At 59.9% G+C, this 12671-nt stretch carries 7 protein-coding genes and 2 pseudogenes; 5 read left to right on the top strand and 4 right to left on the bottom strand.

What is annotated here, in order from left to right; all coding sequences use genetic code 11:
* Positions 1 to 47: 47 nt before the first annotated feature.
* Positions 48 to 911 carry a methyl-accepting chemotaxis protein gene (locus PMI27_RS32355; RefSeq protein WP_371922129.1) on the bottom strand — a complete coding sequence of 288 codons (864 nt, stop codon included), beginning with the start codon at positions 909 to 911 and terminating at the stop codon, positions 48 to 50.
* Positions 903 to 1658 (bottom strand): annotated as a pseudogene (locus PMI27_RS32350) (MCP four helix bundle domain-containing protein); the annotation flags it as partial. The gene PMI27_RS32355 and the pseudogene PMI27_RS32350, both read right to left, overlap by 9 nt.
* Before the next feature lie 290 nt (positions 1659 to 1948).
* On the opposite strand from PMI27_RS32350, the gene PMI27_RS28295 reads away from it, so the two are divergent.
* The 4 genes and pseudogenes from PMI27_RS28295 to PMI27_RS32340 all read left to right on the top strand — a co-directional run bounded on the left by PMI27_RS28295 (position 1949) and on the right by PMI27_RS32340 (position 4516).
* Positions 1949 to 2179: a hypothetical protein gene (locus PMI27_RS28295; protein ID WP_008149645.1), complete on the top strand. Its 231-nt coding sequence runs from the start codon at positions 1949 to 1951 to the stop codon at positions 2177 to 2179.
* Positions 2176 to 2478: a cell division protein ZapA gene (locus tag PMI27_RS28300; protein WP_008149648.1), complete on the top strand. Its 303-nt coding sequence runs from the start codon at positions 2176 to 2178 to the stop codon at positions 2476 to 2478. Before PMI27_RS28295 ends, PMI27_RS28300 begins: the two co-directional genes overlap by 4 nt.
* 100 nt (positions 2479 to 2578) lie before the next feature.
* A pseudogene (locus PMI27_RS32345) lies at positions 2579 to 3649 on the top strand (HAMP domain-containing protein); the annotation flags it as partial.
* A 21-nt stretch (positions 3650 to 3670) separates the two neighbouring features.
* Positions 3671 to 4516: a methyl-accepting chemotaxis protein gene (locus PMI27_RS32340; RefSeq protein WP_443200773.1), complete on the top strand. Its 846-nt coding sequence runs from the start codon at positions 3671 to 3673 to the stop codon at positions 4514 to 4516.
* A gap of 146 nt (positions 4517 to 4662) precedes the next feature.
* Here PMI27_RS32340 and PMI27_RS28310 read toward each other — a convergent pair whose 3' ends face one another.
* Together PMI27_RS28310 and putA are read right to left on the bottom strand one after the other, a co-directional pair.
* The gene (locus PMI27_RS28310) at positions 4663 to 6465 is read right to left on the bottom strand and encodes an acyl-CoA dehydrogenase (protein WP_008149651.1); all 1803 of its coding nucleotides are present in this window, start codon (positions 6463 to 6465) and stop codon (positions 4663 to 4665) included.
* Between the two features lie 247 nt (positions 6466 to 6712).
* A complete protein-coding gene (putA, locus tag PMI27_RS28315) occupies positions 6713 to 10666 on the bottom strand; it encodes a trifunctional transcriptional regulator/proline dehydrogenase/L-glutamate gamma-semialdehyde dehydrogenase (protein ID WP_008149653.1) in 3954 nt (1317 codons plus the stop codon).
* Positions 10667 to 11130: 464 nt separating this feature from the next.
* On the opposite strand from putA, the gene putP reads away from it, so the two are divergent.
* Positions 11131 to 12615: a sodium/proline symporter PutP gene (gene putP, locus PMI27_RS28320; RefSeq protein ID WP_008149655.1), complete on the top strand. Its 1485-nt coding sequence runs from the start codon at positions 11131 to 11133 to the stop codon at positions 12613 to 12615.
* Positions 12616 to 12671: the final 56 nt, after the last annotated feature.

Below are 12671 nucleotides of genomic sequence, written 5' to 3'. Positions count from 1 at the left end.
AGAGGGCTGGGGTGAGGGGTGGCTCTTGAAAGCACCACAAATCCCGATCAGAGGCTAAACCGCCCAACCATATTGTTCAGGTCCAGCGCCAATCGCGACAACTCATTGCTCGCAGCACTGGTCTGATTCGCCCCGGTCGCCGACTGCACCGACAGATCACGAATGTTCACCAGATTGCGGTCCACTTCGCGGGCCACTTGCGCCTGCTCTTCGGCAGCGCTGGCGATCACCAGGTTACGTTCGTTGATTTCGACGATCGCGCTATTAATAGTGTCGAGCGACATGCCTGCACCACGCGCGATGTTCAACGTCGATTCAGCGCGCTCGGTGCTGTTGCGCATCGAATCCACCGCGTGCTCGGTACCGCTCTGGATGCTGCCGATCATGCGTTCGATTTCGCTGGTCGACTGCTGGGTGCGATGCGCCAGGGCACGAACCTCGTCCGCCACCACGGCAAAACCACGACCGGCCTCACCGGCACGGGCGGCTTCGATCGCCGCGTTCAATGCCAGCAAGTTGGTCTGATCAGCCAGGCCGCGAATCACGTCCAGCACTTTGCCGATGTCACGGGACTCGTTGGCCAGGTCGCCAATCAGGGTCGCGGTGCTCTGCACGTCGGCGCTCATGCGTTCGATGGCGCTGACGGTTTCCTGCACCAGGTCACGGCCATCACCGGCGGAGGTGGTGGCGTTTTTCGAGGCTTCGGACGTGCTGACGGCATTGCGCGCGACTTCTTCCACGGCGCTGGTCATTTCGTTGACTGCGGTGGCGGCTTGTTCGATTTCGTTGTTCTGCTGGGTCAGGCCACGGGCGCTTTCGTCGGTGACGCTGTTGAGTTCTTCAGCGGCGGACGCCAGTTGCGTGGCGGAACCGGAAATCCGTTGCAGGGTGTCGCGCAGCTTGTCCTGCATCTTCGACATGGCCAGCAGCAAGCGGCCGGCTTCGTCCTCACCATCGACGGTGATCGGGTGGGTCAGGTTGCCTTCAGCAATTTCCTCGGCAGCGCTCAGGGCGTTGGCGATCGGCTTGGTGATGCTGTTGGTCAGCAACCAGGCGAAAAGCAGGGTCAGGCCGGTCGCGATCACCAGCAGGGTGATCACCAGGTTGAAGGCCGAAGCGTACTGGTCGGCGGCTTGCTGATTGGTGTCGAGGGTCTGCTGAGTGTTGATCTCCAGCAAACGGTTCAACACGGTGTTCACCGCTTCGGAGTTGGTCAGCAGATCGGTGTTGAGCAGGGTGCGCAGTTCATCCACCTGATTGTTGCGCGACAGGGTCTTCATCCGGTCTTCGATCTGACGGTACTGGCCGAGCAACTGCACGTACTGGTCGTAGGCCGAACGTTCCTGCGGGCTGGTGATCAGTTTTTCGTAAGTCGCCTGAGCGGCACGAATCTGCTGATTGCGGGTTTCCAGCAGTTCAATAGTCTTTTGCTGGACATCCGGCTCGCGGTTCACCAGCAAACGGTAGGACAGCACCCGCAGGCGCAGGGTGAGTTGCGTGAACTCGTCGAGGCTTTTGATGCTCGGCACGCTGCTTGAGGTGATGTCCTCGGCGGCGCCGCGAATCTTGCTCATCTGGTTCAAGGCAAACACACCCAGAATCAGCATCAGGCCGCCAATCAGGGCAAAACCGAGGAACGCCCGTGGCGCGATATTCATATTACGAAGGGACATGGTGTTTACCGAAAAGAGCGCATCCGTGCGGCGCTGAGACTGACGTATGGATGACTTATCGGTCATACGACTAAAGTCTTGAGCCCCTGCGGGTTTTTGTCGCACAACCGCTCCGGCGACGAAGTGCAGGAACCAGATCCGCCAATCACAGTCTTTAAAGCTCGCGAGGAAGGTCGCCCGCCAGGAAAATCAAGGCCTTGCGCCCCAATAACCCTGGCATCCGTGGTGACTTTTCTTTATCGTACGCGCCCTTTGAAAATGCTTGGAAAATCAAAATGTTGGAAGCATCCCTAAGCCAATTGGAACAGCTGGTCAGCGACCTGGTGCAACAGAACCAGACCCTGCTCGGCACCAACCAAACCCTGAGCGCAGAACTGGCCCAGGCCAAGGATGAAAACGAAAGCCTGCAGCTGAGCCTGATGGAACAGGAAGAGAAACAAGGTGCCACCGCTGCACGCATCCAGGCCCTGGTTGAGCGCGTCAGCGCCGGCCCAGTCAGCGCATGAATCACGGCGCCGCAGGGGTAAAAGTCGTCTCGATCCTGGGGGAGGACTATTCGATCAAGGCGCCGGCCGGGGAAGAGCAAACCCTGCTGGACGCCGCGTTAATGCTGAAGGCTGCCTTGGCCGACACCAAAAGGAAGTACCCGACGCTGATCGGTGACCGCTTGCTGGTATTGGCCGCGATGAATCTGTGCTCCCAGCAGATCGAAATGCAGAAACAGCACAAGCAGGAACTCGACCGTTACCAAGAGCAAGTCAGCGCCACGGTTGAAGTGATCTCCAAGACGATCAATCAGGCCTGATCGGCTTTGCGCACAACCAAAGAATAAATTGTCGTTTGCGTTGTATACAATCGGCACGGCTGTTGCAGTGTTTCAGCCTCTTATTCTTTGGGGGTGCTCCATGCAGTTCTGGCGACGCAGTATTCAATGGCAGTTGATCCTGAGCATGGGCACCGCCCTGCTGGTCAGTATTCTGATCGTGGTTGGCATTTATACCCTCGTGGTCAACCGTCTCGCCGAGCGCTATCTGGTCGAACAAGCGCTGCCGTCGAGCATCGAAGCGATGCGCAACGACATCGAGCGAATCCTCGTTCAACCCCTCACCGCCGCCAAAGACATCGCCAGCAATAGCATGGTGCGCGACTGGCTGGCCGGGGGTGAAAACAGTGCCCAGACCGCCACGTTCGTGGAGTATCTGGAAGGCATCCGCGCCGAGCACAAAGCCTTTACCGCGTTGATCGTCGGCACTGCTTCAAACCACTACTTCACGGAAAAAGGCCTGGACCGGACCCTCAGCCGTTCCAACCCCAAAGACGCCTGGTTCTATTCGTTTCTCGACAGCAATCAGCCGCGCACCCTCAATATCGACAATGACACCGCGACCGGAGAGTTGGCGCTGTTCATCGACCTCAAGGTCGAGCAGGCCGGCAAAGTCGTGGGCGTTGCCGGACTTGGCCTGAGCATGAAAGAGCTGTCGGAGCTGATCCACAATTTCAACTTCGGTGAGCGCGGCAAGGTCTATCTCGTGCGTTCCGACGGTTTGATCCAGGTTCACCCCGAAGCGCAGTTCAGCGGCAAACGCTCCTTGGCCGAGCAGATTGGCGCCCCGGCAGCGCAAGCCGTCATGGGCCAACAAGCTGCCACCCACAGCAGCTTCGATCGCGATGGCGAAGATTTCCTGGCATTGAGCCTGCCGTTGCGGGACTTGGGCTGGACCCTGGTGGCCGAAGTGCCACAGTCGCAGATCTACGCCGAAGCCCGCCGCGCGATGTGGATGAGCAGCGGCATCGGCCTGGCGGTGGCGCTGGTTTGCCTGATGCTGGTGGTGTTGTTGGCCCGTGGATTGGTGCGGCCGATCCGTCAGGTAACAGCGGCGCTGGTAGCCATCGGTAGCGGTGGTGGAGATTTGACCCACAGGTTAGATTCCAGTCGCGCTGATGAACTGGGTGACCTGGCTCGCGGCTTCAATCGATTCCTGGAAAGCCAGCGCGACATGATCGGCGAAGTGCTGACCACCAGCGAGCGTTTACGCACGGCCGTCGGCCAGGTGGCGCGGGTGGTGGACAACACCGCCGAACGCTCCGGCCGCCAGCAGGAAATGACCGACATGGTCGCCACCGCCGTCCACGAAATGGGCCTGACCGTGCAGGAAATCGCGCAGAACGCCGGCAATGCAGCGGTGGCTTCACAAACTGCCCGGGATGAGGCGATGCAGGCGCGGGAAGTGGTGGGCGGGTCGATCCGGCATATTGAAAGCATGTCCGATGAGATTGGCCTCGCTGCCAGTGCGGTGGGCGAGTTGGCCCATCAGGTGGCCTCCATCGATCAGGTGTTGGCAGTGATTCGCGGGATTTCCGAGCAGACCAATTTGCTCGCGCTCAACGCGGCCATCGAAGCGGCGCGGGCCGGGGACATGGGGCGTGGGTTTGCGGTCGTCGCGGATGAGGTGCGGACGTTGGCGCGGCGCACGCAGTCGTCGACTGATGAGATTCAGCAGATGATTGGCAGCCTCAAGCAAGGTGCGGAGAACGCGGTGTCGTCGATGCATTCCGGGCAAGCGGCGACCGGCACGGGCGTCGAGTCGAGCCAGCGCACCGGGGTGTCGTTGACGGCGATTACCGGGCAGGTGGAGCGCATCAGCGACATGAACCATCAGGTGGCGGCGGCGACGGAAGAGCAGTCGGCGGTGACGGAGGAGATCAACCGGAACGTGCAGGGGATTTCTGATTTGGCCCGTGCAACCGCCGGGGAGGTCAGGGCTTGTCGTGAGGATTGTCAGACGTTGCAGCGGTTGGCCGATGATCTGGCGCGGCAGATGGGTAGCTTCAAACTCACCTGAAAAATGCGACGGCAGTGCTGACGCAATCGCGGGCAAGCCCGCTCCCACAGGATTTTTGTGTTGGACACATTATCTGTGAACAACAGAGATCCTTGTGGGAGCGGGCTTGCCCGCGATTGGATTTCAGCGACGCCACAGGGTTCTAATCAGAACCACTCATCCTGCATGCTCAGGCACACATCATCCCGCGCCTCAAGAATCGCCAATTCATGGTGGCAACCCGGCACTTCCCACGTCAGGAAATACCGCGCCGCCTGCAGCTTGCCTTTATAGAAGCTCACATCCGCCGCATTCCCTTTGGCCAACCCCTCCTCCGCGCGAATCGCCTGCTCCAGCCAGCGCCAGCCAATCACCGTGTGCCCGAACACTTTCAGGTACAGCGCCGAGTTCGCCAGGCTGCTATTAACCTTGCCTTGCGCCAAATCCGTCAGCAGGCCAATGGTCACCGTTTGCAGACGCGCCACCAATTTCTCCAGCGGCTCACGCAGCGCGGTTAACGATTCATAAGCCTGCGCACGCTCGGCGGTATCGGCAATCAGACGGATCAATTGCTTGAGCCCCGCACCACCGTTCTGCGCCAGTTTGCGGCCCAGCAAGTCCAGCGATTGAATGCCGTGAGTCCCTTCATGAATCGGGTTCAGGCGGTTGTCGCGGTAATACTGCTCCACCGGGTATTCGCGGGTGTAGCCATGGCCGCCGAGTATCTGGATCGCCAGTTCGTTGGCCTTCAGGCAAAACTCCGACGGCCAGGATTTGACGATCGGCGTCAGCAAATCCAGCAGTTCATGGGCCTGTTTGCGCTCGGCTTCAGTCTCAAGGGTCGTGGTGTCGTCAAACAACCGCGCCGCGTACAACCCCAGGTCGAACGATCCTTCGACGTAAGCTTTCTGGGTCAGCAACATGCGTTTGACGTCGGCGTGCTGAATGATCGCCACCGGTGCGGTGTTCGGGTCCTTGCTGTCCGGCACGCGACCTTGCGGACGTTCGCGGGCGTATTCCAGGGAATACAGATAACCGGCGTAACCGAGCATCACCGCGCCCATGCCGACGCCGATCCGCGCCTCGTTCATCATCTGGAACATGTAGCTCAAGCCATGATGAGGCTTGCCCACCAGGTAGCCGACACACTCGCCGTTATCGCCGAAGTTCAGCGCGGTGGAGGTGGTGCCGCGCCAGCCCATCTTGTGGAACAGCCCCGCCAGCAACACATCGTTGCGTTTGCCCAGGCTGCCGTCATCGTTGACCAGAAACTTGGGCACGATGAACAGCGAAATCCCTTTCACTCCGGCCGGTGCATCCGGCAGCTTGGCCAGCACCATGTGCACGATGTTTTCCGACAGCGGATGATCACCGCCAGAGATAAAGATCTTGTTGCCCTTGAGTCGATACGTGCCGTCAGACGCAGGCTCTGCGCGGGTACGAATATCCGACAGCGACGAGCCGGCATGCGGTTCGGTCAGCGCCATGGTGCCAAAGAAGCGACCGTCGATCATCGGTTGCAGGAAGCGCTGTTTCTGCTCCTCGGTGCCGAAACTTTCGATCAGGTTCGCCGCGCCCATGGTCAGGAACGGATAAGAGGTCGACGCCGCGTTGGCTGATTGAAAATGTGCGAAGCAGGCTTGGGACAACAGCGTAGGAAGTTGCATGCCACCCGCATCGAAACTGCGCGCAGCGTTGAGGAAACCGGCTTCGAGGAAGGCATCCACCGCCGGTTTCACTTCCGGAATCAGAATCGCCTGACCGTCCTCATAGCGCGGCTCATTCTCGTCACCCTTGCGATTGTGCGGGGCAAAGAACTTCTCGGCGATGGTGCGGGCGGTGCCGATGGCGGCGTCGAAGGTCTCGCGGTTGTGCTCGGCGAAACGCTCACGCTGGGTCAGGCCCTCGGCATCAAGGACTTCATACAGCTCGAAAGCCAGATTGCGGGAACTGAGCAACGTCTCGGACATGGCGGCCTACCTTTTTTTGGGATGGACCGAGTCTAGGCGTGGGGAGGGCGGGGTGAACAGGATGATTGATGAGCGTGATGGTGTGGTGCGGGCACCGCTAATCAAATGTGGGAGCGAGCCTGCTCGCGATAGCGGTATGTCATCCAATACAGATGTCGGATGACATACCGCTATCGCGAGCAGGCTCGCTCCCACAGGGGATATTGCATACCGGGCGTCCATTGCGGGCGCCCGGTGGAATTGCGGTTTAGCCGATAGTCATCAAACTGGCATTACCACCCGCCGCAGCAGTGTTAACGCTCAACGCCCGCTCAATCACCAGACGCTCCAGCGCAATGTTGGTCTCGCCTTGCGACAAGCCATGAACCCCAACGATCGCACCAGCACGTTTGGCCACTTGCTGGCAGACCGCACGCAGCTGATCGGAATGGCCGTGATGCAGAACCGCATCAAACAGCACTTCGTCCTTGCTCCAGTCGGAAACCAGCTTGATCTTCGCCTGAATTTCCTTCGGCAGACGTGCGAACAACGCCTTGGTCAATTCAGCTTCCGGCCATACCGCCGAACCGCCGACGGCCAATACCGCCGCCAGTTGCGTCAGCAGATCGCCTTCGACTTCCGCCAGGCACAGCACATGTTCTCGCGGCAGAATGGCGTAGCTGTTGCGTTCGCCGGTCGGGCCCGCCAGAAGACGGGTGATCCCGCTTTGCGATTGCGCCGCGAACTGCACGCACAGGGTACTCAGCTCGGTGAGCTTGCTGCTGTCGGCCCAGGCTTGCAGGGCCTTCAGCGGTTTGCTCATGGCATCACGCAGACGAACGTCCGGTGCCGCGATGGCATCACCACGAGCGAAGGATTGTTCGATTGCATCGGTAGGACGCGTCGACAACAGGCGGTACAGGTACAACGGACCACCCGCTTTCGGACCGGTACCCGACAAACCTTCGCCACCGAACGGTTGCACGCCGACCACAGCACCGACGATGTTGCGGTTCACGTAGACGTTACCCGCGTTGACGTTGTCGATCACCTTGGCGATGGTCTCGTCGATGCGAGTGTGTACGCCAAGTGTCAGGCCATAGCCGGAAGCGTTGATCTGACCGATCAGCTGATCGATGTCTTTGCGCTTGTAGCGAACCACGTGCAGCACCGGACCGAAGATCTCCCGTTGCAGCTCGTCGAAGCTCTCCAGTTCGATCAGCGTCGGCATCACGAAGGTGCCGCGTTTGACTTCTTCGGTGTTGGCGATTGCCACCTGGTACACGCTGCGACCTTTGTCGCGCATGCCCTGGATGTGCTTCTCGATACCGGCCTTGGCTTCGGCGTCGATCACCGGGCCAATGTCCACGGACAGGCGTTCCGGGTTGCCGAGACGGCATTCAGCCATGGCACCTTTGAGCATTTCGATGACACGGTCAGCGGAATCTTCCTGCAAGCACAGCACACGCAGTGCCGAGCAACGTTGGCCGGCGCTGTCGAAGGCTGAGGACACCACGTCGATCACAACTTGTTCGGTCAGTGCCGAGGAGTCGACGATCATCGCGTTCTGGCCACCGGTTTCGGCGATCAGTGGAATCGGGCGGCCTTGTGCATCCAGACGACCCGCGACGTTGCGTTGCAGCAAACGAGCGACTTCGGTGGAACCGGTGAACATCACGCCTTTGACCCGATCGTCACCGACCAGACGCGCGCCAACGGTTTCGCCACGGCCCGGCAGCAGTTGCAGCACGCCTTCCGGAATCCCGGCTTCGAGCAGCAAGCGCACGGCTTGAGCAGCTACCAGCGGGGTTTGTTCCGCAGGCTTGGCCAGTACCGGGTTACCGGCAGCCAATGCTGCAGCGACTTGGCCACTGAAGATCGCCAGCGGGAAGTTCCACGGGCTGATGCAGACCACCGGACCCAACGGGCGGTGGGCGTCGTTGGTGAAATCGTTGCGAGCCTGCACCGCGTAATAACGCAGGAAGTCCACGGCTTCACGTACTTCGGCGATGGCGTTGGCGAAGGTCTTGCCGGCTTCGCGAGCCAGCAGGCCCATCAGCGGCTGGATCTCGCCTTCCATCAAATCAGCGGCACGTTCCAGAATCGCGGCACGTTCGGCGGGCGGAGTGGCCTGCCAGATCGGTGCAGCGTTCAGGGCGCACTGGATCGCGTTATCGACGTCTTCGACAGTCGCTTCCTGCACATGGCCGACCACGTCACGCAGATCCGACGGGTTCAGGACTGGCGCAGGGGTTTCAGTGCTGGACGCGCAACCGAGCATCGGCGCGGCTTTCCAGTTGTTATGAGCGGTTGCCAGCAGGGCGCAGGACAGCGAAGCCAAACGATGTTCGTTGGCCATGTCGATGCCGCTGGAGTTGGCGCGCTCGGCACCATAAAGATCACGCGGCAGCGGAATACGCGGGTGCGGCAGGCCGAAGCCGCCTTCCAGCGTAGCCATCTGCTCGATGCTGGCCACTGGATCGGCCACCAGCTCCTGGATCGAAATGGATTGGTCGGCGATGCGGTTGACGAACGAGGTGTTCGCGCCGTTTTCCAGCAGACGACGTACCAGGTACGCCAGCAGTGTTTCGTGAGTACCGACCGGTGCGTACACGCGGCACGGACGGTTCAGCTTGCCTTCGGAAACTTTGCCTACAACCTGTTCGTACAGCGGCTCACCCATGCCGTGCAGGCACTGGAACTCGTACTGGCCGGGGTAATAGTTCTGACCGGCGATGTGGTAAATGGCCGACAGGGTGTGGGCGTTGTGCGTGGCGAATTGCGGGTAGATGACTTCCGGCACCGACAGCAGTTTGCGGGCGCAGGCGATGTAGGAAACGTCGGTGTACACCTTGCGGGTGTAGACCGGGTAGCCTTCCAGGCCTTCGACCTGGGCGCGCTTGATTTCGCTGTCCCAGTACGCGCCTTTTACCAGACGGATCATCAGGCGATGACGGCTGCGACGAGCCAGGTCAATCACGTAGTCGATCACGTACGGGCAACGCTTTTGATAAGCCTGGATCACAAAACCGATGCCGTTCCAGCCGGTCAGTTGCGGCTCGAAGCACAGGCGCTCCAGCAGATCCAGCGACAGCTCGAGGCGGTCGGCTTCTTCGGCGTCGATGTTCAGGCCGATGTCGTATTGCTTGGCAAGCAGGGTCAGCGACAGCAGGCGCGGGTACAACTCGTCCATCACACGCTCGTACTGCGCACGGCTGTAACGCGGGTGCAGTGCCGACAGCTTGATGGAAATGCCCGGACCTTCATAAATCCCACGGCCGTGAGACGCTTTGCCGATCGAGTGGATGGCTTGTTCGTACGAGGCCAGGTACTTCTGGGCATCGTGCTCGGTGAGTGCGGCTTCACCCAGCATGTCGTAGGAGTAGCGGAAGCCTTTGGCTTCGAACTTGCTGGCGTTGGCCAGGGCTTCGGCGATGGTTTCGCCGGTCACGAACTGCTCGCCCATCAGGCGCATGGCCATGTCGACGCCCTTGCGGATCATCGGCTCGCCGCTCTTGCCGATGATGCGGCTCAAGGACGACGTCAGGCCGGCTTCGTTGTGGGTGGCGACCAGTTTGCCGGTCAGCAGCAAGCCCCAAGTGGCGGCGTTGACGAACAGCGACGGGCTGTTACCCAAGTGCGGGTGCCAGTTGCCGGTGCTGATCTTGTCGCGGATCAGTGCGTCACGGGTGCCTTTGTCCGGAATACGCAGCAGCGCTTCGGCCAGGCACATCAGCGCCACGCCTTCCTGGGACGACAGGGAAAATTCCTGCAACAGGCCCTGAACAATCCCGGCACGGCCGCCGGCGCTCTTCTGATTGCGCAGTTTTTCGGCAATCGAGGCGGCGAGCTTGTTGGTGGCTTCGGCCATGGCGATCGGCAGGCGAGCCTGCTCGATCAGCATCGGCACCACTTCCGGCTCAGGGCGACGGTAAGCGGCGGTGATCGAAGCGCGCAGGACCGATTGCGGCAGGATGCTTTCGGCGAATTCGAGGAAGCATTGGTGCGCGTGGTCAGCGTGGACTTCGCCGGCGTCGTCAGCATCTTTGCTGATCAAACCGCTCAGCTCGGTCAGGGTTGCACCACCCTCGAGTTTTTCCAGGTAATTGAAAATTGCCTGCTTGATCAGCCAGTGCGGCGTTCGATCAATCGAGGTCGCGGCGGCCTTGAGGCGCTCGCGGGTCGGGTCGTCAAGTTTGACCCCAAGGGTGGTGGTAGCCATATTTTTATCCTCATGTTTGCCACGACCGCGTGGCATCAGCTGGCGGCAAGATTAGCCGTGCAACCGTCGAGGTGCAACCGGGTGCAACCCTTTTTTTGTCGGAATAATACGCAGCTCGTCAGGAAATAAATTCCGGTACGAGCGTACCGCTCCTGCTTGGTGCTTTTGCTTCTAGTAAACCGCCAAGACTGCGCTAAAAGGGAGCAAAAACAGGGCTTTTTCAGGTAAATCCGACTAGGTGCAACTTATTCTCGCGAAACTGGTTGCACCTTATTTGCTTTGTTGAATAGCATTCGCGCCCAAGGTGCAACCGGTCAAAAAAGACAGGTGCACCGGCTGATGGCTTTCCTGGGGAAACATCAGTCATAAATGCGCGGGCCCCGAAGTCGTCTGAACAAACGTTGTCGTTTGTCGGCGGTTTCACACTCTGCCGCTACATAAAAACAAAGCCAGGGCATCACTTAATGAGCGTAAGCAATCCAACACTGATCACGTTCGTGATCTACATCGCAGCAATGGTGCTGATCGGCTTCATGGCCTATCGCTCCACCAACAACCTTTCTGACTACATTCTGGGCGGTCGCAGCCTGGGCAGCGTCGTGACTGCATTGTCCGCCGGCGCCTCCGACATGAGCGGCTGGTTGTTGATGGGCCTGCCGGGCGCTATCTACATGTCCGGTCTGTCCGAAAGCTGGATCGCCATCGGTCTGATCATCGGTGCTTACCTGAACTGGCTGTTCGTCGCCGGCCGTCTGCGCGTGCAGACCGAGCACAACGGTGATGCGCTGACCCTGCCGGATTACTTCTCCAGCCGTTTCGAAGACAAAAGCGGCCTGCTGCGGATCATCTCCGCGGTCGTGATCCTGGTGTTCTTCACCATCTACTGCGCTTCCGGCATCGTGGCTGGCGCCCGTCTGTTTGAAAGCACCTTCGGCATGTCCTACGAGACGGCGCTGTGGGCCGGTGCTGCGGCGACGATTGCCTACACCTTCGTCGGCGGTTTTCTGGCAGTGAGCTGGACTGACACCGTACAAGCCACCCTGATGATCTTCGCCCTGTTGCTGACGCCGATCATCGTGCTGCTGGCCACCGGCGGCATCGACACCACGTTCCTGGCCATCGAAGCGCAAGACCCAAGCAACTTCGACATGCTGAAAAACACCACCTTCATCGGCATCATCTCGTTGATGGGCTGGGGCCTGGGCTACTTCGGTCAGCCGCACATCCTGGCGCGTTTCATGGCGGCGGATTCGGTCAAGTCGATCGCTAACGCTCGCCGTATCTCCATGACCTGGATGATCCTGTGCCTGGGTGGCACCGTGGCTGTCGGTTTCTTCGGTATTGCCTACTTCTCGGCAAACCCTGCCGTGGCCATGCCAGTGAGCGAGAACCACGAACGTGTGTTCATCGAACTGGCCAAGATCCTGTTCAACCCATGGGTTGCCGGTGTACTGCTGTCGGCCATTCTGGCTGCTGTGATGAGCACCCTGAGCTGCCAACTGCTGGTGTGCTCGAGCGCCCTGACCGAAGACTTCTACAAAACCTTCCTGCGTAAAACCGCTTCCCAGGTCGAGTTGGTCTGGGTCGGTCGCGCCATGGTGCTGCTGGTTGCCTTGATCGCTATCGCTCTGGCGGCTAACCCGGAAAACCGTGTACTGGGTCTGGTCAGCTACGCCTGGGCTGGTTTCGGTGCTGCTTTCGGTCCGGTTGTCCTGATCTCCGTGATCTGGAAAGACATGACCCGCAACGGCGCACTGGCCGGCATCCTGGTCGGCGCGATCACCGTGATCGTGTGGAAACACTTCGAACTGCTGGGCCTGTACGAAATCATCCCGGGCTTCATCTTCGCCAGCCTGGCGATCTACATCGTCAGCAAACTGGGCGCGCCAACTCACGGCATGCTTCAGCGCTTCGCCGCTGCCGAGGCAGATTTCCGCCTGAACAAGTGATCGGGATGAGCTGATGCTCTGACCTTTCGGCTACAACAAAACGGCCCGCTTCCTAC

Source organism: Pseudomonas sp. GM41(2012), from assembly GCF_000282315.2.
GTDB lineage: Bacteria > Pseudomonadota > Gammaproteobacteria > Pseudomonadales > Pseudomonadaceae > Aquipseudomonas.
This window is presented reverse-complemented; position numbering and strand designations above follow the sequence as displayed.

What these genes read in the sequence shown, in the direction of transcription:
- putP (WP_008149655.1), top strand. Translation starts at nt 11,131, where the DNA reads ATGAGCGTAAGCAATCCAACACTGATCACGTTCGTGATCTACATCGCA.
- putA (WP_008149653.1), bottom strand. Translation starts at nt 10,666, where the DNA reads ATGGCTACCACCACCCTTGGGGTCAAACTTGACGACCCGACCCGCGAG.
- PMI27_RS32355 (WP_371922129.1), bottom strand. Translation starts at nt 911, where the DNA reads ATGCAGGACAAGCTGCGCGACACCCTGCAACGGATTTCCGGTTCCGCC.
- PMI27_RS28310 (WP_008149651.1), bottom strand. Translation starts at nt 6,465, where the DNA reads ATGTCCGAGACGTTGCTCAGTTCCCGCAATCTGGCTTTCGAGCTGTAT.
- PMI27_RS32340 (WP_443200773.1), top strand. Translation starts at nt 3,671, where the DNA reads ATGATCGGCGAAGTGCTGACCACCAGCGAGCGTTTACGCACGGCCGTC.
- PMI27_RS28300 (WP_008149648.1), top strand. Translation starts at nt 2,176, where the DNA reads ATGAATCACGGCGCCGCAGGGGTAAAAGTCGTCTCGATCCTGGGGGAG.
- PMI27_RS28295 (WP_008149645.1), top strand. Translation starts at nt 1,949, where the DNA reads ATGTTGGAAGCATCCCTAAGCCAATTGGAACAGCTGGTCAGCGACCTG.